A 24,567-nucleotide genomic window follows, 5' to 3' on the forward strand; every position below is an offset into this window, starting at 1 on the left:
GGCTCGCCGCTGCACCGCCGCGTGCAGCTGCAGGACGGCACCGAGGAGGTGATCTCCAAAGTCATCAAGGGCGCGGCCACCGCGGTCAGCGGCGTGCAGGGCCAGCTCGAGGTGGCGGCGGTGGAAGCCGCGGCCGATGCCATCGCCCGCGCCAGCCGCATCGACTGCTACAGCGTGGGCGTGACCTCCAGCTTCATGGCCTCCGACATGCAGGCCCGGCTGTTCCGGCTGGGCCTGGTTTCCAACGCCTACCTGGACATCCACCTGCAGCTGGTGTCCGCCGCCACCATCAGCCCCCAGGGCGTGGTGTTCGCGATTTCCCACGTGGGCGGCATGCCTTCGCTGCTCGAAGCGGTGGAAGTCGCCCAATCGCAGGGCGCCACCGTGATCGCGCTGACGCAGCAGGGCACCGAGCTTGCCAAGCGCGCCGACATCGTGCTGGGCATCCATGTTCCCGACGACCCCGTCATGCATGTGGGCACCGAGGCCTACCTGGTCCACCTCACGGTGATTGAAATCCTCACGGTGCTGGTGGCCCAGCGCCTGGGCGACCGGGCCGTCAAGCGCCTGGGCGGCGTGCGCGACGTGCTCAGCACGCGCGGCGTCGACATGCGCCACTACCCCAAACTCGACTGGGACACCGTTACCGCGGCCCAAGAAGGAAAGACCAAAGAATGACGCGTGCGACGCTGCTGGAAAACGGCCTGGTGATTGATGGAAGCGGCGCGGCCGGCCGGCCGGGTGATGTGCTGCTGCTGGGTGACCGCATCGCGGCCGTGGGCGAAGGCCTGTGGGGCACGCTGCCCGAGGGCCTGGCGCAGGCCGACGTGAAACGCGTCGATTGCACCGGCCTGGCGATCACGCCGGGTTTTGTCGACGTGCATACGCACGACGACGCCATCGTGCTCAACCACCCCGAGATGCTGCCCAAGGTCTCGCAAGGCATCACCACGGTGGTGACCGGCAACTGCGGCATCTCGCTGGCACCCTTTGTGGTGCAAAAGCCCGAGCCGCCGCTCAACCTGCTGGGCACCGACTCCTTCCGCTTTGACTCGGTCGACGCCTACGAACGCGCAGTGGCCGCGGCGCAGCCTGCCGTCAACGTCGCGGTGCTGATTGGCCACACGACCCTGCGTTTTGCCTGCATGGACGACCTCACGCGCGCGGCCACGGCTGAAGAAGTCGCCGCCATGTGCGCGCTGCTGGAAAAGTGCATGGAAGGCGGCGCGGCCGGCATGTCCTCGGGCCTGTTCTACGAGCCCGCCTTCGCCGCACCCGCGGAGGAAGTCGTGGCCCTGGCCCGCGTGGTCTCGCGCTTCGGCGGCGTCTACAGCACGCACCTGCGCGACGAGATGGCCAAAATCGTCGAGGCCCTGCACGAGGCCGGCGACACGGCCTTCAGCGCCGGCGTGCCGCTCATCGTCTCGCACCACAAATGCGCCGGCCCCGCCAACTGGGGCCGCACAAAAACAACCCTGCCGCTGATCGAATCGCTGGCCGCGCGCCAGCCCGTGGCCATGGACGTCTACCCCTATGTGGCCGGCTCCACCGTGCTGCGCGAAGACCTGGTCGACGGTGTCATCGACGTCCTCGTGAGCTGGTCCACCCCGCACCCCGAGATGACGGGCCGAACCCTGGCCTCCGTCGCCGCCGAGTGGGGCGTGGACCAGAAAGCCGCCTGCCGCCGCTTGCAGCCGGGCGGCGCCTGCTACTTCCAGATGCACGAGGACGACGTCAAGCGCGTCATCGCGCACCCGCTGACCATGATCGGCTCCGACGGCCTGCCGCACGACCAGCACCCCCACCCGCGGCTCTGGGGTGCTTTCCCGCGCGTGCTGGCGCGCTACTGGCGCGAGCAGAAGCTGTTCTCGCTGGAAACCGCCATCTACAAGATGACGGGCCTGTCGGCCCGCAACTTCCGCCTGCACCAGCGCGGCCAGTTGCAGCCCGGCTGGCATGCCGACGTGGTGGTGCTGGACCCGGCCCGCGTGCGCGACGTGGCGACCTATGAAGACCCGATCGCTTTGTCGGAAGGTATCGAAAAAGTGTTCGTCAACGGCGAGCTGGCTTATGTGGCCGGGACGGCCGATGCGGCGAACGCCAAGGTGCAGGCACGTGCCGGGCGCTTGCTGAAACGGCATGCGGCCTGAGCGTATAAAAAGGGGATGCGTCTCCCACCGTTCGGGCTGAGGTATCGAAGCCCTTTTGACGCAGATTGAAAACCCGCAGAGGAGATGGACGGGAGGGGCTCAGTCCAAAGAATCCACCGTATCCGGATCCGGCACATCCCCAATCGCCTCGCGCGTCAGCGCGGCCTGGCTTTTGAGCCAGTCGCAAAAAGCCACGACCTCGGGCCTGGACACATTGCGCGGGCCCACGATCAGCCAGTAGCTCATGGGCGACTCCATGCGCGTCTGCGGCAGGGGTTCTACCAGGTCGCCCGAGGCCAGGCTTTCGGCGATCAGCGGCAGCCGCGCCAGCACCACGCCCTGGCCCGTCAGCGTGGCCTGCACCATCTGGTAGGCGTAATTGAAGTACAGCCAGCGCTTGGCCTCCAGCTTGGGGCTGGCGTGCTCGTCCAGCCAGCGCCGCCAGGTCAGCCATTCGAGGTGGGTCTGGTGGGCGTCGCCCGCCTCGATCAGCGTGAACTGCGCGAGGTCGTCGGGTTTTTTCAGGCGCGGCCCGCTTTTGAGCAGCCAGGGGCTGATCACCGGCGTGATCTGCTCGCCGAAAAGCCGTATCGCGCCCGGCGGCATGTGGCTGGCCGGGGCGTAGCGCAGGGCTAAATCCAGGTCTGAAATGTCCAGGTCCACCGCGACGTCCGATGCATCAATCCGGATGTCGATGTCGGGGTTGTCGCGCTGGAAGCCCTCGAGCCGCGGGATCAGCCACATCGACGCGAAGGAGGCAAAAGTGGTCAGTGAGACGCTTTTGCGCCCGGCGCTCTGGCGTATCTGCCGCACCGCGTTGTCGATGCGCTCCAGCGAGGGCGTGACGGCCCGCAGCAGGATGCCGCCGGCGGTGGTCAGCTCCACGGCCCGGGTGTGGCGGTGGAAAAGGCTCACGCCCACGTCCTCTTCCAGGCCCTGGATCTGGCGGCTCACGGCCGACTGGGTCAGGGCCAGTTCCTCCGAGGCGGCGCGGAAATTGAGGTGGCGCGCCACGGCCTCGAAAGCCCGGAGCTGGCCGGCGGAAATCGGCCGGGAACGCAAGTGTGTTTGTGAATGGAGCATGACAGTTCGAGGGTATTAGGGCAATTTCGGCCTGATTGATTGATGCGATTATGGAATGAATAGCTTACCGCGATTTCATTGGACCGCGCAAGCCGGCGGCGAGATGATTCAACCCTCATCACTCACTTTGTGCCTTTTTTGGAGAACATCATGGAACACTCAGCTTCTCACGCAGGCGACCGCTTTTTGCAACAGGCTACCGATGCCACCACCGGCCAGGTTGACGGGTTGGCGGGCTTCTGGAAGCTGGGTGCGGGACGGGCCCTGACCTTGCACGCCGCCCAGGCCGGTGTGTTGCGAATTGCGCATGGCCGGGTCTGGGCCACCTTCGACTCCGCCAGCCAGGACGCCGAGGTGCGCGCCGGCGACCATTTCCTGAGCCGGGGCGAAAGCCTGACGCTCAAGGCCGGTGAGTCGCTCGTGATCGAGTCCTTCAGCGCGGGCCATGCCGCATCGGCCTACTTCAGCTGGGAGCCCGTTGTGGCCTGCGCCGCCGTCAGGCAGCCCGCCGCCGAGCCGGCCGGCTGGCGTGCCGGCGTGCTGCAGCCGCTGAGCGACCTGCGCGCCGCCTTCGGCCTGGCCGCCGGCGCCCTGGGACGCCTGGCCCGCGGCCTGGTGCTGGGCGCGGCAGCGGCGGTTGAAGCCCTGCTGACCCCGCTGGCCATGGTTTTTTTGACCGCCCGCGCCCGCCCCATGGCGGCCGGCCACGACTTTGACGCCTACAAAAACGACCAGCGCCGGCACCCGCACAACTACAACGTGCTGGCCATGTCCAACCTGGTTTGAACCGTGAACAGGTTTTAAGAGTTCTAGTCAGTGGCTCCTTCCGGAAGGGAGCTTTGAACCCGCGGCCGCAAGGCTGCGGGTTTTTTTATGCGCGGCGTTTTTTGGCCGGCGCCGCCTTGGCTTGGGTTTTGGCCTTGGCGGGGGCTTTTGCTTTCGGTTTCGGTTTTTTGGCTGGTTTGGCCGCGCGTGCCCTGAGCGCGCACTCCAGCGCCAGGCGCGCCCAGGGCAGCATCAGGCCGGCTGACTCCATGGCCTCTTCGGGCGCGCTGTAGTAGCCCAGGCTGTGCGGGGAGCGCACACCGTTGCGGGTCATCTCGTAGGTGAAGCGGCCGCAGCCCTGGGCCTCGAACAGGCCGCGCGTGGCCTCATCGGCCTTGAGCCACAAGGTCTCGCCGCCGCCCAGGTCCGCCACCAGCGCGAAGGTCAGGCCGCCGGTGCTGATGCCGAAACCGCCGAACATGCGTTTGGCCGTGCAGGGCCCCAAGCCCGACAACAGTTCGCAGCAATACATCGCAAAATCATCTTTGGGTGAGGCCATGGCGCAACGATAACAAAGCGCGGTCGCTTCCATCAACCGCGGTTTGGCGTTCGCTGTCGCCCAAGGGCGCGCGAAGCGGCCGCGCGCCGCGATAATTTGCGGCATGACCGCCGTATCCCAGACCCGCTCCCATCCAGTCTTTGACACACCCCCTGGCGGGCTGCCCGTGCGTGTGGTGGTGATGGGGGTGGCGGGCTGCGGCAAGTCGGCGGTCGGGCGCCTGGTGGCCCGGCAGCTCTCACTGCCGCTGATCGAGGGTGACGACTTCCACCCGCCCGGCAACATCGCCAAGATGCAGCAGGGCATTGCCCTGACCGACGAAGACCGTGCCGATTGGCTGCGCCAGCTGGGCGCCGAACTGGCGCGCCACCCCGAAGGTGTGGTGCTGACCTGCTCGGCCCTGAAAACCAGCTACCGCGACAGCCTGCGCGCCGCCGCCGCGGGCTTGCGCTTTGTGCACCTGGCCATCAGCCAGGCGGAGTCGCTGCGGCGCGTATCCGTGCGCCCCGGCCACTTCTACCCGCCCAGCCTGGTGGCCAGCCAGTTCGAGGCCTTGCAGGATCCCTCGGCCGAGCCCGGCGTGCTGACCCTGGCCGGCGATGCGCCGCTGGAATCACTGGCGCAGAGCGCGGCGGACTGGCTGTCCGGCGCCCGTCCTTGACGCACCTGGATCAGGGCGTGCGCGCCTTCATGGTGTCCACCACCAGGTCGTGCAGGGCCTGCGCGGCCGCCGACAGGCTGCCTTCCTGCCGCCGCACCAGGTAGATCTTGCGCGTCAGGCCGCTGGCGGCCAGGGGGCGGGTCACCAGGGTTTTGCGCTCAAAGTGGAACAAGGTCAGCGCGGGCACCACGCTGATGCCCAGCCCGGCCTCGACCATGCCCGCGGCCGTGGCCAGCTGGTCGACTTCCAGCACGGTGTTGGCCTGCTGCGGGTGCAGGGCCGCCTCCAGCGCCTGGCGCACGCTGCTGTTGCGCGACATGTGGATAAAGGGGTAGGGTGCCAGTTTCTTGAGCGTTGGCGCGGCCTCCGCCGCCAGCGGGTGGTCCTTGCGGCACACCAGGTAAAAGCGGTCGGTGCAGACCAGCCGCGTGCTCAGGCCCGCGTGGCTCACGCCGGTGGAGGCCAGCGCGAAATCGGCCTTGCCGCTCCTCACCAGGTCCACGCAGGCATCCGACAGCAGGTCGCTGAGGTTGATCTCTATGCCGGGCCAGGCTTTCCTGAATTCGGCGAACACCGCCGGCAGCCAGCCCGCCGCCAGCGAGGGCAGGGCCGCGATGTGCACCCGGCCCTTGCGGCGCTCCACATGGTCGTTCAGGTCGACCAGGGCCGCGCCGAAATCCTCGACCAGCCGGCGCGCCGAGGCCGCGAAGAGGCGGCCCTCGGCCGTCAGTTCCACGCTGCGCGTGTCGCGGTCGAACAGCCGCGTGTTGAGCTCGCCCTCCAGCGTGCGTATCAGCGCGCTGAAGGCCGGCTGCGAAAGATGGCAGGTGGCCGCGGCCTGCGTGAAGCTGCGCTGGTCGGCCAGGGCCAGGAAGGCGCGCAGTTGCCGGAGCGAAAGATTGGGCTGGGCCATTTATCTGTAGCTCAAATTAATTGATCAATATTTTCGATTTTACAAATAAGTGTCCAAGGCCTAGATTCAGGGCTTGCACGGCACACCCATGACTCCATCCCATCCTTCCCCCTTGTTGATAGGCTGCGCCGCCGGTTTTTCCGGCGACCGCGTCGACGCGGCCGGTCCGGTGGTGGATACCCTGATCGCGCGCGGCGGGCCGGCCTTCCTGATTTTTGAGACCTTGGCCGAACGCACGCTGGCACTCGCGCAGCTGCGCCGCCGCGCCGACTCCGGTGCCGGCTTCGAGCCGCTGCTGGACGACATGCTGCGGCCCGTGCTGGCGCGCTGCCTGGCGCACAAGATCCGCATCGTGAGCAATTTCGGCGCGGCCAACCCGCTGGCGGCCGCGCGCCACATCCAGGCCATGGCCGCCGGCATGGGCTTGTCGGCGCCGCGCATCGCCGTGGTGGCGGGCGATGACCTCTCGGGCGAAAAGCATGGACCGCTGCTGCGCGCGCAGCTGGGTGCGGCCATGGACGGCATACGCAAGGTGAGCGCCAACGCCTACATAGGCGCCGAAGCCATCGCCGCCGCGCTGGACGCCGGCGCGCAGATCGTGGTGGCTGGGCGTGTGGCCGACCCGTCATTGACGGTGGGGCCGGCGATGTCGCATTTCGGCTGGCGCGCCGACGACTGGGACCGGCTGGCACGCGCCACCATGGCAGGCCATTTGCTGGAATGCGGCGCCCAGGTCTGTGGTGGCTATTTCGCCGACCCGGGCTACAAGGAGGTGCCGGACCTGCACGCCGTGGGCTACCCCATCGCCGAAATCGACAGCGAGGGCCATTGCGTCATCGGCAAGGCGGCGCACACCGGCGGTGTGGTCAGCCTGGCCGGGGTCAAGGAGCAGCTGCTGTATGAAGTGCACGACCCGGCCGCCTACCTGACGCCCGACGTGGTGGCCGACATCAGCGCCGCGCAACTCAGCCAGGCCGGGCCCGACCGCGTAGCCCTGAGCGGCGTGCGCGGCCATGCGCGTCCGGCCAGCCTCAAGGTCAATGTCTGCCATGAAGGCGGCTGGCTGGCCGAGGGTGAGATCTCTTACGCCGGCCCGCGTGCCGAAGCGCGCGCCTGCCTGGCCGCCGAGGTGCTGCGCCGGCGCCTGCCGGAGCTTGCGCTGCGCGTGGACCTGATAGGCGCGCTCAGCATCATGGGCGACGACACGGGCCGTTTGCTGGCGGACACCCCCGCGGGTGATGCGCGCGACGTGCGCCTGCGTGTCGCCGCCACCCATGCCGAGCGCGCGCAGGCCGAGCGCCTGCCGCGCGAAGTCACCGCGCTGTACTGCTGCGGCCCGGCCGGCGGCGGCGGCGTGCGCACTTCGCTGACGCCCAGGCTCAATACCTTGTCCTGCCTGGTGCCGCGCGAGGCGGTGCCGCTGCGCTTTGAGATGCTGGAGGGCGTGCAGTGAGTACCCGTCGTATCACGGTGCCGCTGTACCGCGCAGCCCACGGCCGCACCGGCGACAAGGGCAACCGCTCCAACATCAGCGTGATTGCCTGGCATCCCGATCTTTACCCCGTGCTGCTGGCGCAAGTGACGGAGGCCGTGGTGGCCCGGCACTTTGCCCACAGGCGGCCGGCCCGCGTGCAGCGTTTTGAGCTGCCGGGGCTGGCGGCGCTCAATTTTGTGCTCGACGAGGTACTCGACGGCGGCGTCAACGACGCGCTGAACCTGGACACCCACGGCAAGGCCCTGTCCTTCTGGCTGCTGGATTTGCCGATAAAGATTCCCGCCGCGCTGGCGCCCTTGCTCGCGGGGCCTGCGCCGCCACCCTGACGCTCTCAGTGACCGAGACTGTTTTTACATTAAAAAGGAGACAACATGACCCCCTCAACACCCCACTTCACAAGCCCGCGGATACGCCCCCTGGTGCTCGCCGCCGCCGCGCTCTGCGCGCTGGCGCCCGGGCTGGCGCGGGCCCAGGGCTTTCCCGACAAGCCCATCACCTTTATCGTGCCCTTTGCCGCCGGCAGCGCCACCGACCAGCTGGCGCGCGCCATAGGCCAGGCCGTGACCAACGACAGCAAGGTCAGCGTGGTGGTGGACAACAAGCCCGGCGCCAACAGTTTTATAGGCGCGCAGGCGGCGGCCAAGGCCAGGCCCGACGGCTACACCGTCTTCATCACCACCAACACCACCCAGTCGGCCAATGAGCACCTGTTCAAAAAGCTGCCCTACGACCCGGTCAAGGACTTCGTGCCGCTCACGGCCCTGGGGCGCGGCGGCCAGATCATGGTCGTCAACCCGGCGCTGCCGGTCAGCAGCGTGGCCGACTTCATCAAGCTGGCCAAATCCAGGCCGGGCAAGCTGTCCTTCGGCAGCGGCAGCTCTTCCAGCCGCGTCGCGGGCGAGCAGTTCAAGCAGATGACGGGCACCTACATCCTGAACATTCCCTACAAGAGCAACCCGCCGGCCGTGACCGACCTGCTGGGCGGGCAGATCGACATGATGATCACCGACATGGCCACCGGCCTGCCGCAGGTCAAGGCCGGCAAGCTCAAGGCGCTGGGCGTGTCCACGCGGCAGCGCTCGCCGCTGGCGCCGGATGTGCCCACCATCGCCGAGGCCGGCGTGAAGGGCTATGAGATGACTTACTGGTTTGCCGCCTACGCGCCCGCCGGCACGCCGGCCGACGTGGTGGCCAAGCTCGCCGACATGCTCGCGCGCGCCGCGCGCAGCTCCTCGGCCGCGCCTTTCTACCAGTCCAGCGGCACCGAGATCTTCACCAGCAATCCCGAAGAGCTGCGCAAGTTCCAGGCGGACGAGACCCTCAAGTGGGGAAAAATCATCAAGGCGGCGGGCATAGAGCCCGAATAAGGGCGGGGAGCGGCGGGGTTTCAAGATTCAACTATTCGTAATGCATTACGTTTAAGTAAAATTCCGGGCAACGGCCTGCCGGCGATCTTTTTCCGCCGCGCCCCACTCAGGAACCCCATGTCCAAAGCCTTCGCCTCCCAGTCCGACCTCACGGACAAGACCATCACCTTCGAGCAGCTCAGCGCGCATTGCTGGGCCTATACCGCCGAGGGCGACCCCAATTCCGGCGTCATCATCGGCGACAAGTTCATCATGGTCAGCGACGCCACGGCCACACCCGCGATGGCGCAAGACCTGATCAAGCGCATACGCAGCGTCAGCGACAAGCCCATCAAGTACGTGCTGCTCACGCACTACCACGCGGTGCGCGTGCTGGGCGCCAGCGCCTATGCCGCCGAGGGCGCGACCGAAATCATCGCCAGCCAGGGCACGTACGAACTGATCGTCGAGCGCGGCGCGCAGGACATGCAAAGCGAGATGGAACGCTTCCCGCGCCTCTTTCGCAACGCCGAAAGCGTGCCCGGCCTGACCTGGCCGACTCTGGTGATAGACGGCGGCAATCCTGTGAAGGGCGAGAAGCCCGGCAAGCTGGTGCTGGACCTGGGCGGCGTGAAGGTGCAGATCTGGCATCCCGGCCCCGGCCACACGCGCGGCGACACGATTGCCTGGATCGAAGAGGAAAAAGTGCTGTTCTCGGGCGACCTGGTTGAATACGAAGCCGGCGTCTACACCGGCGACGCCCAGCTCGAGGAATGGCCCGCCACGCTGGAAGCCCTGCGCGCGCTCAAGGCCGAGGCCATCGTGCCGGGCCGCGGCGAGGCCATGAAGGGCGCGGCCAACGTCAACAAGGCGCTGGACTACACCAAACGCTGGGTCGAAACGCTGTACCAGGCCGGCAAGGAGGCCGCGGCCGCCGGCATGGACCTCAAGGCCGCGATGGCCCACACGCGCAAAAGCATGGACCCGGTTTTCGGCCATGTGTTCATCTACGAGCACTGCCTGCCCTTTGACGTGAGCCGCGCGTTCGACGAGGCCAGCGGCATCAAGAACCCGCGCATCTGGACGGCTCAGCGCGACCAGGAGATGTGGGCCGCGCTGCAGGGCTAGGGCCGCAGCCGGCCGGGCTCAGGAGTCCAGATCCAGCCCCGAAAGCAAGCCGGCAAAGGCATCCAGCGCGGCCTGGCCGTCCAGGCTTTCCATGCGCTCCAGCACATCGTCATCCTCGACCAGGCAGTAGCCCAGGCTGAAACGCTTGAAGCGCCGGGCGGCCAGCTCGCCGTGGTGCAGTACCTGCAGGTTGATGTGGCGGCTGTCCTGGCGTATGCGCTCCAGCAGCGCCAGCACCTGCTTCTGCCCGCCCTCCAGTTGCTGGCAAAACCGCATGCCGTCAAAAACCAGCAGCCCGGTGATGGCCCGCTCGGCGTTGGCCAGGCGCGCCTTGGCGGCAATGTCCCCGACGACGCTCAGCGGCGCATCCGGTGCCAGCGTGCTGACGTAAAGAATTTCATAGAGTGGGGTGCTGGTGGGTGTCATCGCGGCCCAATGTAGCGGCGCACCTTGTGGCGCACAATGTCAAAAGACATATTCATATGCGCCTAAGATGAGGCTTCTATGAATATCCCCACGCCAACTTCAGCGATCTGCCCGCCGCAGTGCAATGCCTGCGGTTTGCGCAAGACCGGGGCTTTCATGCCGGTGAACGCGGAAGAGCTGAAGTTCATCGAAACCTTCCGCACCGGCACCACGACGGTCAAGGCCGGCGCCACCATTCTTTATGAGCAAAAGCCCAACGGCAAACTCTTCACGCTGTACTCGGGCTGGGCCTTTCGCTACAAAACCCTGAGCGACGGCCGCCGGCAAATCCTCAATTTTTTGCTGCCCGGTGATTTCATCGGCCTGCAGCAGAAGTTCGCCGACGGTCCCATGCACGGCATCGAAGCCGTGACCGACACCAGCCTCTGCGTGTTCCCGCGCGAACACCTGTGGGAGCTGTTCCGCAAATTTCCCAACCTGGGTTATGACATCACCTGGCTGGCCGCGCGCGAAGAGGGCATGGTGGACGATCACCTGCTGACCGCCGGGCGGCGCAACGCCACCGAGCGTGTGGCCATGCTGCTGATGCATTTGTTCCGCCGGCTGGAGCGTGTGGGCATGGCCGAGGGCGGCCTGGTCGAATTCCCCATCAACCAGCAGCACATCGCCGACGCGCTGGGCCTGTCGCTGGTGCACACCAACAAGACCTTGCGGCGCCTGCGCCATTTGGGGCTGCACGAAATCCAGGACGGCAGGCTGCGCCTGCTCAATACCCGGGCGCTGGAGCGTATTGCGGATTACTACGACACGCCGCCGCCGCAGGTTCCTCTGCTCTGATTCAGCCCTGTAGGCGGTCGCTGACGGCCTGGCGGCATGTTGGACTACAAACGCCCCCGGCGCCGGGTTTTATGGTGTTTCTCCTGCCCGCGATACGCCATTTCGATGGCCCCTTCTTTCATGCGAAGGAAACCGCGGCGACGCGTCACCCAGGAGCCTCCCATGAACCACGCACAAGCACCGGGCGCACGGCTGCAGCAGCAGCCGCAGCGCTTCATGGACCGCCAGCAACAGCAAAGCAGCGGCTCACGCGAGTTCCAGCCGCACCGCCCGCAGCCCTTCGATGTACCGGCCAGCCAGATGGGCGGGGGCGAGCGCCAATACCAGGACGCCATCCACCGAAACGGCATCAAGTCCTAGCCAGCGCGGATGCCGGCTCAAGACTTCTGCGCGTTCAGTGTCCTGAAATCCTGCTCGTAGCGGTGCAGCGTCTCCACCGCCTTGTGGCGCTGCGCCGGCGTGGTGCTGTTGTGCAGCTCCGCGAGCGTGACACAGGCGTCCTGCGTCAGTTTTTCCATGTAGTCGCGGTAAGCCGCATCGGGTGAGTTCAGCGTGCGCTCGAACAGCCCGCGCACCGCGGCCTGGGTTTTTTCGGGTGTGGCCTGGCCCGCCACCAGCGGGTGCAGTGTGTGGAGCGCGTCCTGCTGGCGCCGGATTTTTTCCGCGTAGCTGCGCGGCGCCTCGAAGTGCGAGGCGTCTATGCGCCGCTCGATCACGGCCAGCTGTTTTTTATCGAGCCGGCCGTAAAGCATTTCGGCGCGCTTGACCGCCTCCTTGTAGCGCTTGTCGCGCTGGGCCTTGGGCGAGGCCTCCAGAAAGTCTTCCCGGTATTCCTCATTGCCCTTGGCGAAGCGGCGTTCCAGGTTTTTTAATTGGCCGGCCTGCAGCGAGCCCACCAAGGTCGCCATGGGCGGCTCCGCCTGGCGCGACAGCAGCACCAGCTTGCCGCGCACGTCGGTGTAGATTGCGCAGGCCGCCGCGGCGTCCATGTCCGAGGGCATTTGTTTCTGCAGTTTTTGCAGCGCCTCGATGTAGCCGGGCAGCTGCGTCTGCCGGTGCCAGGCCTGCAGTTTGTCCAGGTCGGCCTTGACCTGCAGGCTTTGCGCGTCGGTGAAGTCGAAATGGCGGTCCAGCTGCCAGTAGACCAGCTCGGGCGCCTGGTTGTAGGCGATTTTCATGAGGCTGCAGCTTTGCAGCAGCCCGGCCAGCGCCAGGACGGCCAGCCCGCCGATAATCCTTGTGCAGCGCCCCGCGCCCGCCCCGGCGGCCCGGGAGTGCGTCTCCACTCCAAGATCCAGAGGAAATTTCATGGCAGCAACCCCAATCGATGTCGTCATCATGGCCGCGGGCAAAGGCACGCGGATGAAGAGCAGTTTGCCTAAAGTGTTACACCGTTTGGGCGGGAAAGCTTTGCTCGCGCATGTCATCGAATGCGCCGCCTCCGTGTCGGCGCGCCAGGCGGTCGTCATCACCGGCCACGGCGCGGCCGAGGTCGAGGCCGCCTGCGGCCGTTTCGGCCAGTCCGCCGGCGCCCCCGTGTCGCTGCAGTTCGCGCGCCAGGAGCCGCAGCTGGGCACCGGCCACGCGGTGCAGCAGGCCCTGCCCCTGCTGGCCGACGACGGCGTCACGCTGGTGCTCTCGGGCGACGTGCCGCTGACCGAGGCCGCCACCTTGCAGGCCCTGATCGCCCAGTGCGACGGCCAGCGCCTGGCGCTGCTCACGCTCAGCATGGCCGACCCCACGGGCTACGGCCGCATCGTGCGCGCCGGCCCCGAAGCCTCGGCACAGGTGCGCGCCATCGTCGAGCACAAGGACGCGAGCGCCGCCCAGCGCGAGATCCGCGAAATCTACAGCGGCATCATGGCCGTGCCCACGCGCCTCTTGCGCGCCTGGCTGGCGCGGCTGGACAACAAGAACGCCCAGGGCGAGTACTACCTGACCGACATCGTGAAGTTCGCCGTGGCCGACGGCGTGGCCGTCGTGGCCCACCAGATCACCGACGCCGCCCAGGTGGCCGGCGTCAACAGCCCGGTGCAATTGGCCGAACTGGAACGCGTCCACCAGGGCCGCCTGGCCGTTGCCCTGATGGAGCAGGGCGTGCGCCTGGCCGACCCGGCGCGCCTGGACGTGCGCGGCACGCTCAGCTGCGGCCGGGACGTCGAGATCGACGTGAGCTGCGTTTTTGAAGGCACGGTCAGCCTGGGCGATGGCGTGCGCATAGGCGCCAACTGTGTGATCGCCAACTGCAGCATCGCCGCCGGCGCGGTGATCCATCCCTTCACCCACATCGACGGCGAAAAGCTCGGCGTGCAGGTCGGCGAGGGCGCGCTCATAGGCCCCTTCGCGCGCCTGCGCCCCGGCGCGCAGCTGGGCGCCGAAGTCCACATCGGCAATTTTGTGGAAGTGAAGAACTCCACCCTGGCCAAGGGCGCCAAGGCCAACCACCTGGCCTACCTCGGCGACGCCACCGTGGGCGAGCGCGTCAACTACGGCGCCGGCAGCATCACCGCCAATTACGACGGCGCCAACAAGCACCGCACGGTGATCGAAGCCGACGTGCACATCGGCAGCAACTGCGTGCTGGTGGCGCCTGTCACCATAGGCGCGGGCGGCACCGTGGGTGGCGGCTCCACCATTACCAAGAGCACGCCGGCCGGGGCGCTTAGCGTGGCGCGCGGCAAGCAGGTCAGCCTGCCCAACTGGAAGCGCCCGGCCAAGGCGCCGCGCCAGTCCTGAGGCGGGGCCCCTCCGGGTATTCCCGGGTGTCTGGGATGGCGGTTACATGACGTAACATCGACGGGCTTGTACCCGCGATGGGTGCCGCTTATTCAACACATAACACAGAGGGGTTTCCATGTTCCAGGATTTCAGGCGCGCAGCCGCGTGCGTGGGTATTGCCGTGTCCGCCATTCTTGCCGGTTGCGCCGGCCCGGCGCCCAATTACGCGCCCTCCATCGACAACGTCGAGACCTTGAAGAAAATCGAAGGCGCGCCCGCCGTGAAAACCGGCACCATCGCCGTGACGGCCGGTATGCCCGGCGGCGCTTCGCTGTCCCTGCGCGCCAACACCATGACTTCTCCGGTCGGCAAGAACTACGGCGACTACATCGCCGAGGCCTTGCGCCAGGAACTGGCGCTGGCCAAGCTGTACAACCCGCAATCGGGCGTTGAAATCAGCGGCACCCTGATCAAGAACAACATCGACGCGGGCGGCATCAGCACCAACGCCGGGCAGATCGAGGCGCGTTTCGTCGTGAAGGCCAACGGCCAGGTCCGTTTTGACAAGGTCAAGCGCATAGAGCGCAAATGGGAAAGCTCTTTTGCCGGCGCCGTGGCCATTCCGCTGGCCGCCAGCAACTATCCCCTGATGGTGCAGTCGCTGGTCGCCGCCCTGGTGACCGATCCGGACTTCGTCAAAGCCATTCGCAACTAAGCCGGAGCCATCACCATGAACCGATTTGCTGGCTATCTTGTCTCGGCCCTGGCCTGCGTTGTGCTGTTTGGCTGCGCGCACCCCATCACCATGAACCCCGACCTCGCGGCGGTCACCGTGCCCGCCGGCGCCAAGCCCATCGCCAAGAAGGTGGGCTACCACATCCCCGACGCCCTGCGCGCGGTGGAGGTGACCACCCCCGGCGGCGGCGGCGACAAGGTGCGCTACTTCCCCTACCGCGACATCGAGCCCGGTTTCTACAAGGCGCTGTCCGAGGCATTCACCGGTGTGAGCAAGGTGCAAAACCCCAAGGACTCCGCGGCGCTGCAGGCCGGCGGCATTTCGCTGCTGATCACGCCTGAAGTCACCACCAACTCCTCTTCCGACGGCGCCTTCACCTGGCCGCCCACGCAGTTCAGCGTCAAGCTGGTCTGCACCATCGTCGACGCCGGCGGCAAACCCGTCGAGACGATACGCGTCAGCGGCGAAGGCGGCGCCACCTTCTCGGAGTTCAAGAGCAACTTCTCGCTGGCCGCCGTGAGGGCTTCCAATGACGCGCTTGCCAAGCTGGTCAAGGCGCTGGTGGAATCGCCCGAGTTGCGCAAGTAAGCATTTCAGGCCGGCCTGCGCCGGCCTGAAACCTGGACGTTTATTTGACCCGATTCACCAAAAACACCCCAAAAATCGCCAACCCTCCACCCGCCAAAAGACTCGCACTCAAAGGCTCGCCCAGGATCAGCCACCCCAGCAATACGCCGAAAACCGGCACCAGGTTGTTGAACACCACGGTGCGCGCAGCGCCCAGTTGCCGCAGGCCTTCGTAGTACCAGACAAAGGCCACGGCCGTGCCCAGCACGCCCAGGAAGGCCAGGCCGGCCCAGACCTCGGGGGTGAAGGAGGCGGCATGCACATGGGGCATGTCGCGCAGCGCGAGCAAGCCTAAAAACAGCGTGCCCCAGATCGCGGCCCACAGTGTGGCCAGCACCGGCGACAGGCCTTGCAGCAGCTTGCGGCCGACCAGGGTGTAGACGGCCCAGGCGCAGACCGCGCCGAACATCGCGAGTTCGCCCTTGCCCAGGGACTGCACGAGTTGCGACAGGTCGCCGCGCGTCACCACCACCCAGACGCCCAGCAGGGCCAGCGCCACGCCCAGCCAGCGCGTGGCCGAGAGCCGGTCGCCCAGCAGCGCGGCGGCGATCAGCAGGGTGACCACCGGGTTCAGGGCGATGATCAGCGAGGTGCGGCCGGCCGGCAGCACCGACAGCGCGGTGAAGAACAGCAGGTTGTAGGCAAAGATGCCGGTCGCGCCCAGCGCCATGGTGCCCAGCAACTGGCGCCGCGTGATGCGCGTGATGGCGCGCAGGCCTTCGGTGAAATGCAGCGCCGCCAGCAAGGCCAGGGTGGCGAACACAAAGCGGATAAAACCCGCGGTGGCCGGCGGCAGGTGGGCCGAGATCACGCGCCCGGCGATAAACGTGCCGCCCCACAGGACAGGCACACAGGTCAGGCGCAGGTACAGGCTCCAGAGCTTGCGGCTGGCGGGCGCGGGCGTGTGCGAAACCGGCGCGGCAGCGGCGGCGGAGGCCAGGGTGGCGGGTGGGGAGGCAGTGGTCATGAGGGGGCTTGGATCTTGGGGTCTGGGTTGAGGGAAAACCGTCAATAAGGTAGATTTGATGCATGAGATTAATTGTTAAATCACTCACTATCAAATGAGTATTTACTCATGAAGGCGTGTTCACCATGACCCTGGCCCAGCTCGAAGTGCTGATCACCCTGGACGAATGCCGCAGCTTTTCGCGCGCGGCCATGCGCCTGGGCACCACCCAGTCGGCCGTCAGCCACGCGCTGCGCGCGCTGGAGACCGAATTCGGCGTCAAGCTCGCGCTGCGCGATGCCTCCGGCGTGTCCATGACCGACGCCGGCGAACGCCTGCTGCTGCGCGCCCGCGAAATGACGGCCCTGGCCGCCACCATGGCGCAGGAGCTGGGCGACGCGAAAGAACTCAAGACCGGCACGCTGCGCATAGGCTCTTTCGGCCCGACCTCCACCGTCAACCTGCTGCCGCCGCTGCTGGCCGCCTTCAAGCAGGCCCACCCCGGCGCGCAGGTGCGCATCGAGGAGGAAAGCGACGAGGTCATCGACGAGTGGCTGCTGCAAAAGCGCGTGGAGCTCGGTTTTGTCGTGGTGCCCGACGAGCGTTTTGAAGTGCTGCCGCTGGTGCAGGACGAGTTCGTCGCCATCCTGCCCGCCGGCCATGCGCTGGCCGCGCACCCCGCCGTGCCCGTCAGCGCGCTCAACGGGCTGGACTTCGTGCTGACCGAAGCCGGCTGCGGCCCGGTCATCGTGCCCATCCTGCAGAAAAACATCACCCTGCCCAAGGTGCTCTACCACTTCACCCAGATCATCTCCATCCTGCAGTTTGTGCAGCGCGGCCTGGCTGTCTCGGTCGCCGCGCGCCTGGCGCTGCCCGATGCGCCCGAAGGGGTTGTCTACCGGCCGCTGCTGCCGGCGCAGCCGCGCACCGTGGGCCTGGCCTGCCTGGACGTGGCCAAGCTCTCGCCGCTGGCGCGGGCTTTCTGGGAGACCGCGCGCGAACGGGCACGTGTACAGGCCGGGCCCAAGCCAGCCCCTGCCGGCAAAGTCCGGGTCGTTCGCGACCTGCCTGTGGGCGTTTAAGGCGCGACCCTCATCTCTCCCGGCCGCCGCCAACCCATCAAGTACTATCAGCTCCATCCATAAAAAGGGGAGGGGCTGGCCATGATCATCTGGAGCATTGTGTGGGGCGCCATCCTGGGGTGGTTCTGGCCGGGTTATGGCGATGCCGGCGTTTTCGTGGGCGCCTTCCTCGGCTTTTTTGCCGGCCTGTCGCTGCGCTGGGCCGTGCGGGCCGAAGTGCAGGCCGCCTGGAAAAAAGCGCCACAGCCGGCAGCGCCCCCGAATATTAAAGAAGCCCATGCGTCGGCGGTCTCAGCGCCACCGCCCGTTCCCGTTCCACCACCACCGGCCAGCGCCGCCGACAACGAAGCGGCACAGGCGCCGGACCTGGCCCCCAACGGCCTGCCGCGCGCGCAGCCCACCGCCGCTCCCGCCGCTCCCACCGCCGCTGCGCGGCCCGCTTACAAGCCGGCCGAACCCAACGCCGTGGAGCTGGCCCTGCTCGCCGCCAAAAACTGGTTCCTGGGCGGCAACACCATCGTGCGGGTCGGCCTGGTCATCCTGTTCATAGGCCTGTCATTCCTGGCGCGTTATGCCGCGTCGGCCGGGCTGTTCCCGGTGGAGCTGCGTCTGGCGGCCATAGGCGCGGCGGCCATCGCGCTGCTGGCCGTGGGCTTTCGCAAGCGCCACGACAAGCCCGGCTTCGCCCTCGCGTTGCAGGGCGCCGGCGTGGCGGTGATGTACCTCACCGTCTTCGCGGCCTTTCGCCTCTACGGCCTGCTCGAGCCGCTGCCGGCCTTCGCGCTGATGATCATCGTCTGCGGCCTGAGTTGCGCGCTGGCGCTGCTGCAGGATTCGCGCGCGCTCGCGGTGGCCGCGTTCGCCGGCGGCTTTGCCGCGCCGCTGCTGCTGTCGACCGGGCAGGGCAGCCACGTGGGCCTCTTCAGCTACTACACGGTGCTCAACCTGGCGATCCTGTTCATCGCCTACAAGCGCTCCTGGCGCATCCTCAACGTGGTTGGTTTTGTCGCCACCTTCGGCGTGGCCACGGCCTGGGGTGTGCTCAAGTACGCACCCGCGCACTACGCCAGCGCGCAGCCCTTTCTCATAGGCTTTGTGCTGATCTACCTGTTCACCGCCATCCTGTATGCGCGCAACACGCCGACCCGGCTGGGTAACGCGGTCGACACCATGCTGGTGTTCGGCACGCCGCTGGCGGGCTTCGGCCTGCAGGCCGGGCTGGTGCGCGGCATGGAGCTGGGCACGGCCTTCTCCGCGCTGGGCTTTGCCGCGCTTTACCTGCTGGCGGCCATGCTGCTGGCGCGGCGCGCGCTGGCCGGCTACCGCCTGCTGATTGAATGCTTCATCGCCGTGGGCGTGGGCTTTGCCACGCTGGCCGTGCCGCTGGCGCTCGATGCGAAATGGACCTCGGCCGTCTGGGCACTCGAGGGCGCGGGCGCCTTCTGGGTCGGCATGCGCCAGGCGCGCTGGATGGCGCGTGCCTTCGGCCTGCTGCTGCAGGGCGTCGCGGCCATGGCTTTCCTCGGCGGGCTCGACGGTGCGGCCGGCGGCCTGGGCCACCATGTGTATGCCATTCCTTTCGGCAACCCGGCCTTTATAGGCGCCATGCTGATCGCCTTGCCCGCGCTGCAGCTGGCCTGGTGGCTGCGCAAGCCCTTGCCGCACAGCGAATCGTCCTGGGCCAAGGGCTATGCGGGCGTGGAGGCGCAACTCTGCGTGCCCGTCTACCTCTACGGCTTTTTCTTCTGGTGCCTGGGCTGGCTGCTCGAGATTGCCCGCCGCGTGCCGGCGCTGGAGGCCGACGCCATGCCCCTGCATGTTTTCGGCGAGCGCACCACCGGCTTGCTCATGATGCTGGCCGTCGTCGCCAGCGCGGCCCTGTCCATGCTGCTGGGCCTGAAGAAACAATGGCCGGTCGCGACCTGGCCCGCGCGCATCAGTGTTGCCGTACTGGCGCTGGGCTACCTGGCGCAGACCGGCGCAGGCTACCGTGTGCTGGCCACGCCGGCCTGGGCCGTCTGGCCGGTGGTGCTGGTGCTGCACTACTGGATGCTGCGGCAGACCGACCGCCTGGCGCAGGCCCCCTTCACACCGGGCGGCGAGGGCCGCGCGTCGCCCTTTGGTTTTCTGCATGCGGCGGGCGCCTGGCTGGTCACGGTGCTGCTGGCCGACTGCCTGTGGTCGGGCATAGGCAAGGCCGAGCTCTGGCGCACCTCCTGGGCCGGCGTGGTGCTGCTGGTCAGCGCCATTGCCGTGCTCATGCTGCTGGCCACCTGGGCCGGCAAGGCCAACCGGCAGGCGCAGCGCCAGGGCTTCACATGGCCGCTGAACCCGCATGCGCAGGCCTACTACTGGCTGGCGGCCCTGCCGCTGGCCGTGCTGGTCTTCTGGGGCACGCTGGCCGCGGCCATCCACTCTTCAGGCCACACTGCGCCCCTGCCTTACATCCCGCTGCTCAACCCGACCGACCTGACCCTGGCGCTCGCGCTGGGCGCGCTGGTGTTCTGGCGCCGCGTGCTGGTGACGGCATCGCCGCCGCCGGCCGGCGCGGGCTGGGCCACGGGCCGCAATGCGCTGGTGGCGCTGGCCCTGCTGGTGTTCATCGCGGTCAACACCGTGTGGCTGCGCGTCGCCCACCACTTCTTCGGCGTGCGCTGGGATGCCGATGCGCTGTTCGAAAGCTTTGTGGTGCAGACGGGCTACGCGATCTTGTGGACGCTGCTGGCGCTGACCCTCATGGTGCTGGCGCACCGCCGCGTGCAGCGGCCGCTCTGGTTGGTGGGCGCGGGCCTGCTGGGCCTGGTGGTCGTCAAGCTGCTGCTCATTGATTTGTCCAACGCTGGCGGCGCCGAACGCATCATCGCCTTCATCGTGGTGGGTGTGCTGATGCTGGTGGTCGGCTACTTCGCGCCCTTGCCGCCCAAGGCGCAGGCCGCCGCGCTGCCCGATGCCCAAGATATGAAAGAAGAGGCCCTGCCATGAAGACATATCAATACGCCCGCCTGCTGGCGCTCGCCTTCTCGGCAGGGCTGGCCATGCCCCTGCTGGCGGCCGACCCGCCTGATGCCGGCAACGCAAAGTCTTATGCCGTCCGCATTCCCGTCACCCCGGCAGCCGACGCCCCGCTGCAGCGCCTGCTGCTGCCGGCCGAGGCGCTGGTGCGGCTGCAAAGCGCGGGTTATGCCGACCTGCGCCTCTTCAACGCCGCCGGCCAGCCCGTGCCCATGGCGCTGGCCAGCGTGCCCACGCAAACCGCCACGCAGGAGAACAGCGTCAAGCTGCCCGCCTATCCCATCCTGGGCGCGGAGTCCGCCGCCGCGGCCGGGCTTGAAGGCCTGTCGCTGCGCATCGAGGAGCGCCAGGGCAAGCGCGTGGTCCAGCTCAATACCGGTGGCGCCACCACCACCGCCGCGGCCGGGCCGCAAAAAGTGCTGGGTGTATTGCTCGATGCGCGCAAGCTCAAGGAGCCCGTGGCCGCCATGACGCTGGACGCCGACCTGCCGGTGGGCCAGCCGGTGACTTTTAATGTGCAGGCCAGCAAGGACCTCAAAAGCTGGCGTCCGCTGGCCGGCACCGTGCTCTACCGCGCCGATGCCTCGGCCTCCGCGGCCAGCCTGGGCGATAGCCGCCTGGACCTGTCCATGGCCGACCTCAAGGACCATTACCTGCGCATCAGCTGGGGCGCCGCCGCCGTCACCGTGCGCGGCGCCACGCTGCTCACTTCGCAAAGCACCGCCGTGCGCCAGCGCGTCAGCGCAAGCATGGCCGCGCCCGCGCTCGCCAATGCGCACGAGCTGGTGTTTGCGCTGCCCTTTGCCACGCCGGTGGCGGCGCTCAAAATCGCGCCGCAGGGCAGCAACGTGCTGGTGCCGATTCGCGTGCTGGGCCGCAACAACCGCGAGCAGCCCTGGGCCCTGCTGGCCACCACGGTGGTGTATCGCCTGGGCACGGCCGGCAAGGAGCAGGCCAGCGGCCCGGTGGAGATCGGTGGCGCCTCGGTGCGCGAAGTGAAGATAGAGGCCGACGCCAAGACGCCGGGCTTTGCCGCCGCGCCGGAGATCGCGCTGCAGTTCGAGCCCGCGCAAATCGTGTTCCTGGCCAGCGGCCAGGGCCCGTTCACGCTGGCGGCCGGGTTGGCCGGCCAGTCGGGTGCCGCCGGCGCTTTCCTGCCCATGGCCAGCTTGATCCCGAACTACCAGCCCTCGCAGGAAAACACGCTGCCCCTGGCGCAAGCCGATGTGGCCAAAGCCGACATCACTGGCGGCGGCCTTGGCGGCCCGCTGGTGGCCGGCTCGACGCCGGGTGACGGCATCCCTACGCGCAGCCTGGTGCTGTGGGGCATCCTGCTGCTCGGCGTGCTGGCCCTGGCCGGCATGGCGTGGGGTTTGCTCAAGCAAACCAAAAAGACGGACTGACGGCGAGGTCCAGGCTCCTAGGGCGCCAGCAGCACCCGCGGCGCAAACTTCGCGCGCCGCGTGCTGAAAAATGCCTTCACGTTGCGCACGTTCGCATCGCTGGTGAACAGCCGCTGCGCCAGCGCCAGGTAGCGCGGCATGTCGGCCACGTGCACCACCAGCATGAAGTCCGGCCCCGGCGACACGCGGTAGCACTGCTGCACCGCTTCATCGAGCACCACACGCGCCTCAAAAGCTTCCTGCTGCTCGGCACCCTGGCGCTCCAGCGTGATCTCCACCAGCGCGGTCAGCCCGTGGCCGGTGATCGCGGCCAGCTGGTCGACGTTGAGCAGCGCCAGCTCGCGCTCCACCAGCCCGGCATCGCGCAGGCGCTTGACGCGGCGCAAACAGGTGGGCGGCGAGATGTGCACCCGCTCGGCCAGGGCCTGGTTGCTCAGCGAGGCATCGGTTTGCAGGCTGTCCAGCAGCTTGAGGTCTGTTTCATCGAGTGCTATTTGTTCCATGAATAGACTTTAAATGAAATTAAATTCAGTTCATAAAGAATTGTGAAATTAAATTCCATAAATTAATAAAAATCAATCACATAACAAAATCTCAAGCACGTAGCATCCACGCATTGATCAGCTCATTGTTTTTCAGGAGACCTCCATGTGCGGCATCGTTGCTTCCGTTTCGACCCGAAATATCGTTCCCATCCTCGTGCAGGGTTTGCAGCGCCTCGAATACCGCGGTTATGACTCCTGCGGCGTTGCCGTGTATGCCGATGGCCTCAAGCGCGCGCGCAGCACCTCGCGCGTGGCCGAACTGCAGGAGCAAGTGAGCGCCGACAAGCTCGAAGGCGCCACCGGCATCGCCCACACCCGCTGGGCCACCCACGGCGCGCCCGCCGTGCACAACGCCCACCCCCACTTCAGCCACGGCAGCGGCGCCGCATCACAAACCAAACCCGGCAAGGTCGCGCTGGTGCACAACGGCATCATCGAAAACTACGAAGAGCTGCGCGTCGGCCTCAAAGCCAAGGGTTATGTTTTCGAAAGCCAGACCGACACCGAAGTCATCGTCCACCTGATGGACAGCCTCTATGACGGCGACCTGTTCGAAGCCCTCAAGGCCACCGTCGCGCAGCTGCACGGCGCCTACGCCATCGCCGCCTTCTGCAAGGACGAACCGCACCGCGTCGTCGGCGCGCGCGCCGGCTCGCCGCTGATCCTGGGCGTGGGCAAGGACAAGAGCGAGAACTTCCTCGCCAGCGACGCCATGGCCCTGGCCGGCGTCACCGACCAGATCGTCTACCTCGAAGAGGGCGACATGGTCGACATCCAGCTCGGCAAATACTGGGTCGTCGGCAAGGACGGCAAGCCCGCGCAGCGCGAGGTCAAGACCGTGCATGCCCACAGCGGCGCCGCCGAGCTCGGCCCCTACCGCCACTACATGCAGAAAGAAATCTTTGAGCAGCCGCGCGCCATCGCCGACACGCTCGAAGGCGTCGAAGGCATAGTCCCCGAACTCTTCGGCGACCAGGCTTTCCGCGTGTTCAAGGAGATCGACTCCGTCCTCATCCTGGCCTGCGGCACCAGTTATTACAGCGGCTGCGCCGCCAAGTACTGGCTCGAAGCCATTGCCGGCATCCCCACCCAGGTCGAGGTCGCCAGCGAATACCGCTACCGCAGCTCGGTGCCCAACCCCAAGACCCTGGTCGTCACCATCACCCAGAGCGGCGAAACCGCCGACACCCTGGCCGCGCTGCGCCACGCCCAAAGCCTGGGCATGACGCAGACTTTGACCATCTGCAACGTCTCCACCTCAGCCATGGTGCGCGAATGCAAGCTCGCCTACATCACGCGCGCCGGCGTCGAGATCGGCGTCGCATCGACCAAAGCCTTTACCACCCAGCTCGCAGGCCTCTTTTTGCTCACGCTGGCCCTGGCCCAAAGCAAAGGCAAGCTCAGCGACGAAGAAGAAGCCGCCCACCTCAAAGCCATGCGCCACCTGCCCGCCGCCCTGCAGGCCGTGCTGGCCCTGGAGCCCCAAGTCATCAGCTGGGCCGAAGACTTCGCGAAAATGGAAAACGCGCTTTTCCTCGGCCGCGGCCTGCACTACCCCATCGCCCTCGAAGGCGCACTCAAGCTCAAGGAAATCAGCTACATCCACGCCGAGGCCTACCCCGCCGGTGAACTCAAGCACGGCCCCCTGGCCCTGGTCACCAGCGAAATGCCCGTCGTCACCGTCGCGCCTAACGACGCATTGCTCGAAAAGCTCAAAAGCAATATGCAGGAAGTCCGCGCCCGCGGCGGCGTCCTTTATGTCCTCGCCGACGCCGACAGCCACATCGAAAGCGGCGAAGGCCTGCACGTGATCCGCATGCCCGAACACTACGGCGCACTCAGCCCGCTGCTGCACGTGGTGCCGCTGCAGTTGCTGGCGTATCACACGGCTGTGGCGCGGGGGACGGATGTTGACAAGCCTCGCAACCTTGCAAAGAGCGTGACTGTCGAATGACGGTCACGGTGCGCGCAAGCGCATGATTGCGAGGAATAAAGTCCGTCGGGTTAAATAAAAGTCCGTCGGGAAAAATTCATAATGTGAAATTTCCAGATAAGCTGGCGCGCAGAACAACACACGGCGGAAAGAACATATTCGAGAGAATTGATCTCTGTGTGTTGAATTGCGCTGAAGTCTG

Annotated in this window: 24 protein-coding genes; 17 read left to right on the forward strand and 7 right to left on the reverse strand. The window is 67.0% G+C overall.

The features are described from left to right. Together PMI15_RS00020 and PMI15_RS00025 are read left to right on the forward strand one after the other, a co-directional pair. On the forward strand, window positions 1-678 hold a 678-nt coding region (locus tag PMI15_RS00020; protein ID WP_007862357.1), incomplete at its 5' end, for a MurR/RpiR family transcriptional regulator. Then, complete coding sequence (locus PMI15_RS00025; protein ID WP_007862359.1) at window positions 675-2,150, forward strand: amidohydrolase family protein; 1,476 nt, start codon at window positions 675-677, stop codon at window positions 2,148-2,150. The genes PMI15_RS00020 and PMI15_RS00025, both read left to right, overlap by 4 nt. A gap of 99 nt (window positions 2,151-2,249) precedes the next feature. On the opposite strand, the gene PMI15_RS00030 is transcribed toward PMI15_RS00025, so the two are convergent. After that, window positions 2,250-3,233: a LysR substrate-binding domain-containing protein gene (locus PMI15_RS00030; RefSeq protein ID WP_007862361.1), complete on the reverse strand. Its 984-nt coding sequence runs from the start codon at window positions 3,231-3,233 to the stop codon at window positions 2,250-2,252. A gap of 150 nt (window positions 3,234-3,383) precedes the next feature. On the opposite strand from PMI15_RS00030, the gene PMI15_RS23835 reads away from it, so the two are divergent. Continuing rightward, the gene (locus PMI15_RS23835) at window positions 3,384-4,019 is read left to right on the forward strand and encodes a DUF2917 domain-containing protein (RefSeq protein WP_007862363.1); all 636 of its coding nucleotides are present in this window, start codon (window positions 3,384-3,386) and stop codon (window positions 4,017-4,019) included. Window positions 4,020-4,104: 85 nt separating this feature from the next. On the opposite strand, the gene PMI15_RS00040 is transcribed toward PMI15_RS23835, so the two are convergent. Beyond that, window positions 4,105-4,557, reverse strand: coding sequence for a TfoX/Sxy family protein (locus tag PMI15_RS00040; RefSeq protein WP_157214472.1), 453 nt, complete (start codon window positions 4,555-4,557; stop codon window positions 4,105-4,107). Between the two features lie 103 nt (window positions 4,558-4,660). Between PMI15_RS00040 and PMI15_RS00045 the strand changes: the two genes are divergently transcribed. Continuing rightward, the gene (locus PMI15_RS00045) at window positions 4,661-5,218 is read left to right on the forward strand and encodes a gluconokinase (RefSeq protein WP_007862367.1); all 558 of its coding nucleotides are present in this window, start codon (window positions 4,661-4,663) and stop codon (window positions 5,216-5,218) included. 10 nt (window positions 5,219-5,228) lie between these two features. Here the strand turns inward: PMI15_RS00045 and PMI15_RS00050 are convergent, their stop codons facing one another. Further along, entirely contained in the window at window positions 5,229-6,131 is a 903-nt protein-coding gene (locus tag PMI15_RS00050) for a LysR family transcriptional regulator (RefSeq protein ID WP_007862368.1), read from the reverse strand. A gap of 88 nt (window positions 6,132-6,219) precedes the next feature. Between PMI15_RS00050 and PMI15_RS00055 the strand changes: the two genes are divergently transcribed. From PMI15_RS00055 to PMI15_RS00070, 4 genes are all read left to right on the forward strand, one after another. Then, window positions 6,220-7,584 carry an acyclic terpene utilization AtuA family protein gene (locus PMI15_RS00055; RefSeq protein WP_007862370.1) on the forward strand — a complete coding sequence of 455 codons (1,365 nt, stop codon included), beginning with the start codon at window positions 6,220-6,222 and terminating at the stop codon, window positions 7,582-7,584. After that, on the forward strand, window positions 7,581-7,952 hold the full coding sequence (locus PMI15_RS00060) for a hypothetical protein (protein WP_007862371.1): 372 nt from the start codon (window positions 7,581-7,583) through the stop codon (window positions 7,950-7,952). The genes PMI15_RS00055 and PMI15_RS00060 overlap by 4 nt, the downstream gene beginning before the upstream one ends. A gap of 45 nt (window positions 7,953-7,997) precedes the next feature. Beyond that, the gene (locus tag PMI15_RS00065; protein WP_007862372.1) at window positions 7,998-8,993 is read left to right on the forward strand and encodes a tripartite tricarboxylate transporter substrate binding protein; all 996 of its coding nucleotides are present in this window, start codon (window positions 7,998-8,000) and stop codon (window positions 8,991-8,993) included. A gap of 117 nt (window positions 8,994-9,110) precedes the next feature. Then, window positions 9,111-10,100, forward strand: a complete 990-nt coding sequence (locus PMI15_RS00070) for an MBL fold metallo-hydrolase (protein ID WP_007862373.1) — start codon at window positions 9,111-9,113, stop codon at window positions 10,098-10,100. An 18-nt stretch (window positions 10,101-10,118) separates the two neighbouring features. Here PMI15_RS00070 and PMI15_RS00075 read toward each other — a convergent pair whose 3' ends face one another. Continuing rightward, the gene (locus PMI15_RS00075) at window positions 10,119-10,526 is read right to left on the reverse strand and encodes a BLUF domain-containing protein (RefSeq protein ID WP_007862374.1); all 408 of its coding nucleotides are present in this window, start codon (window positions 10,524-10,526) and stop codon (window positions 10,119-10,121) included. A gap of 78 nt (window positions 10,527-10,604) precedes the next feature. Here PMI15_RS00075 and PMI15_RS00080 point away from each other — a divergent pair, with 78 nt between their 5' ends. Both PMI15_RS00080 and PMI15_RS00085 read left to right on the forward strand, forming a co-directional pair. Next, window positions 10,605-11,363, forward strand: a complete 759-nt coding sequence (locus tag PMI15_RS00080) for a Crp/Fnr family transcriptional regulator (protein ID WP_007862375.1) — start codon at window positions 10,605-10,607, stop codon at window positions 11,361-11,363. 162 nt (window positions 11,364-11,525) lie between these two features. Beyond that, entirely contained in the window at window positions 11,526-11,723 is a 198-nt protein-coding gene (locus PMI15_RS00085) for a hypothetical protein (RefSeq protein WP_007862377.1), read from the forward strand. Window positions 11,724-11,740: 17 nt separating this feature from the next. Here the strand turns inward: PMI15_RS00085 and PMI15_RS00090 are convergent, their stop codons facing one another. Then, window positions 11,741-12,673 carry a DUF6279 family lipoprotein gene (locus PMI15_RS00090; protein WP_238541053.1) on the reverse strand — a complete coding sequence of 311 codons (933 nt, stop codon included), beginning with the start codon at window positions 12,671-12,673 and terminating at the stop codon, window positions 11,741-11,743. Between PMI15_RS00090 and glmU the strand changes: the two genes are divergently transcribed. The 3 genes from glmU (at window position 12,672) to PMI15_RS00105 (ending at window position 15,405) form a co-directional block, all read left to right on the forward strand. After that, a complete protein-coding gene (glmU, locus tag PMI15_RS00095) occupies window positions 12,672-14,099 on the forward strand; it encodes a bifunctional UDP-N-acetylglucosamine diphosphorylase/glucosamine-1-phosphate N-acetyltransferase GlmU (protein ID WP_007862379.1) in 1,428 nt (475 codons plus the stop codon). The genes PMI15_RS00090 and glmU overlap by 2 nt on opposite strands. 118 nt (window positions 14,100-14,217) lie before the next feature. Further along, complete coding sequence (locus PMI15_RS00100) at window positions 14,218-14,796, forward strand: hypothetical protein (RefSeq protein ID WP_007862380.1); 579 nt, start codon at window positions 14,218-14,220, stop codon at window positions 14,794-14,796. 15 nt (window positions 14,797-14,811) lie between these two features. Beyond that, complete coding sequence (locus PMI15_RS00105; protein WP_007862381.1) at window positions 14,812-15,405, forward strand: hypothetical protein; 594 nt, start codon at window positions 14,812-14,814, stop codon at window positions 15,403-15,405. Between the two features lie 40 nt (window positions 15,406-15,445). Here the strand turns inward: PMI15_RS00105 and PMI15_RS00110 are convergent, their stop codons facing one another. Next, window positions 15,446-16,411, reverse strand: coding sequence for a DMT family transporter (locus PMI15_RS00110; protein ID WP_007862383.1), 966 nt, complete (start codon window positions 16,409-16,411; stop codon window positions 15,446-15,448). Window positions 16,412-16,536: 125 nt separating this feature from the next. Here PMI15_RS00110 and PMI15_RS00115 point away from each other — a divergent pair, with 125 nt between their 5' ends. The 3 genes from PMI15_RS00115 to PMI15_RS00125 all read left to right on the forward strand — a co-directional run bounded on the left by PMI15_RS00115 (window position 16,537) and on the right by PMI15_RS00125 (window position 21,887). Then, complete coding sequence (locus tag PMI15_RS00115) at window positions 16,537-17,472, forward strand: LysR family transcriptional regulator (protein ID WP_007862385.1); 936 nt, start codon at window positions 16,537-16,539, stop codon at window positions 17,470-17,472. An 81-nt stretch (window positions 17,473-17,553) separates the two neighbouring features. Continuing rightward, complete coding sequence (locus PMI15_RS00120; protein ID WP_007862386.1) at window positions 17,554-20,454, forward strand: DUF2339 domain-containing protein; 2,901 nt, start codon at window positions 17,554-17,556, stop codon at window positions 20,452-20,454. Further along, window positions 20,451-21,887 (forward strand): DUF3999 domain-containing protein, encoded by a 1,437-nt coding sequence (locus PMI15_RS00125; protein WP_007862388.1) that lies wholly within the window; start codon window positions 20,451-20,453, stop codon window positions 21,885-21,887. The genes PMI15_RS00120 and PMI15_RS00125 overlap by 4 nt, the downstream gene beginning before the upstream one ends. A 17-nt stretch (window positions 21,888-21,904) precedes the next feature. On the opposite strand, the gene PMI15_RS00130 is transcribed toward PMI15_RS00125, so the two are convergent. Next, entirely contained in the window at window positions 21,905-22,390 is a 486-nt protein-coding gene (locus PMI15_RS00130) for an Lrp/AsnC family transcriptional regulator (protein WP_007862389.1), read from the reverse strand. A 145-nt stretch (window positions 22,391-22,535) separates the two neighbouring features. On the opposite strand from PMI15_RS00130, the gene glmS reads away from it, so the two are divergent. Continuing rightward, complete coding sequence (glmS, locus tag PMI15_RS00135) at window positions 22,536-24,386, forward strand: glutamine--fructose-6-phosphate transaminase (isomerizing) (protein ID WP_007862390.1); 1,851 nt, start codon at window positions 22,536-22,538, stop codon at window positions 24,384-24,386. Window positions 24,387-24,567: the final 181 nt, after the last annotated feature.

It is taken from the genome of Polaromonas sp. CF318 (genome assembly GCF_000282655.1).
Classification (GTDB): Bacteria; Pseudomonadota; Gammaproteobacteria; order Burkholderiales; family Burkholderiaceae_C; genus Polaromonas.

Excerpts from the sequence above, each read along its gene's own strand:
- PMI15_RS00025 (WP_007862359.1), top strand. The coding sequence starts at position 675 with ATGACGCGTGCGACGCTGCTGGAAAACGGCCTGGTGATTGATGGAAGC.
- PMI15_RS00030 (WP_007862361.1), bottom strand. The coding sequence starts at position 3,233 with ATGCTCCATTCACAAACACACTTGCGTTCCCGGCCGATTTCCGCCGGC.
- PMI15_RS23835 (WP_007862363.1), top strand. The coding sequence starts at position 3,384 with ATGGAACACTCAGCTTCTCACGCAGGCGACCGCTTTTTGCAACAGGCT.
- PMI15_RS00040 (WP_157214472.1), bottom strand. The coding sequence starts at position 4,557 with ATGGCCTCACCCAAAGATGATTTTGCGATGTATTGCTGCGAACTGTTG.
- PMI15_RS00045 (WP_007862367.1), top strand. The coding sequence starts at position 4,661 with ATGACCGCCGTATCCCAGACCCGCTCCCATCCAGTCTTTGACACACCC.
- PMI15_RS00050 (WP_007862368.1), bottom strand. The coding sequence starts at position 6,131 with ATGGCCCAGCCCAATCTTTCGCTCCGGCAACTGCGCGCCTTCCTGGCC.
- PMI15_RS00055 (WP_007862370.1), top strand. The coding sequence starts at position 6,220 with ATGACTCCATCCCATCCTTCCCCCTTGTTGATAGGCTGCGCCGCCGGT.
- PMI15_RS00065 (WP_007862372.1), top strand. The coding sequence starts at position 7,998 with ATGACCCCCTCAACACCCCACTTCACAAGCCCGCGGATACGCCCCCTG.
- PMI15_RS00070 (WP_007862373.1), top strand. The coding sequence starts at position 9,111 with ATGTCCAAAGCCTTCGCCTCCCAGTCCGACCTCACGGACAAGACCATC.
- PMI15_RS00075 (WP_007862374.1), bottom strand. The coding sequence starts at position 10,526 with ATGACACCCACCAGCACCCCACTCTATGAAATTCTTTACGTCAGCACG.
- PMI15_RS00080 (WP_007862375.1), top strand. The coding sequence starts at position 10,605 with ATGAATATCCCCACGCCAACTTCAGCGATCTGCCCGCCGCAGTGCAAT.
- PMI15_RS00085 (WP_007862377.1), top strand. The coding sequence starts at position 11,526 with ATGAACCACGCACAAGCACCGGGCGCACGGCTGCAGCAGCAGCCGCAG.
- glmU (WP_007862379.1), top strand. The coding sequence starts at position 12,672 with ATGGCAGCAACCCCAATCGATGTCGTCATCATGGCCGCGGGCAAAGGC.
- PMI15_RS00090 (WP_238541053.1), bottom strand. The coding sequence starts at position 12,673 with ATGAAATTTCCTCTGGATCTTGGAGTGGAGACGCACTCCCGGGCCGCC.
- PMI15_RS00100 (WP_007862380.1), top strand. The coding sequence starts at position 14,218 with ATGTTCCAGGATTTCAGGCGCGCAGCCGCGTGCGTGGGTATTGCCGTG.
- PMI15_RS00105 (WP_007862381.1), top strand. The coding sequence starts at position 14,812 with ATGAACCGATTTGCTGGCTATCTTGTCTCGGCCCTGGCCTGCGTTGTG.
- PMI15_RS00110 (WP_007862383.1), bottom strand. The coding sequence starts at position 16,411 with ATGACCACTGCCTCCCCACCCGCCACCCTGGCCTCCGCCGCCGCTGCC.
- PMI15_RS00115 (WP_007862385.1), top strand. The coding sequence starts at position 16,537 with ATGACCCTGGCCCAGCTCGAAGTGCTGATCACCCTGGACGAATGCCGC.
- PMI15_RS00120 (WP_007862386.1), top strand. The coding sequence starts at position 17,554 with ATGATCATCTGGAGCATTGTGTGGGGCGCCATCCTGGGGTGGTTCTGG.
- PMI15_RS00125 (WP_007862388.1), top strand. The coding sequence starts at position 20,451 with ATGAAGACATATCAATACGCCCGCCTGCTGGCGCTCGCCTTCTCGGCA.
- PMI15_RS00130 (WP_007862389.1), bottom strand. The coding sequence starts at position 22,390 with ATGGAACAAATAGCACTCGATGAAACAGACCTCAAGCTGCTGGACAGC.
- glmS (WP_007862390.1), top strand. The coding sequence starts at position 22,536 with ATGTGCGGCATCGTTGCTTCCGTTTCGACCCGAAATATCGTTCCCATC.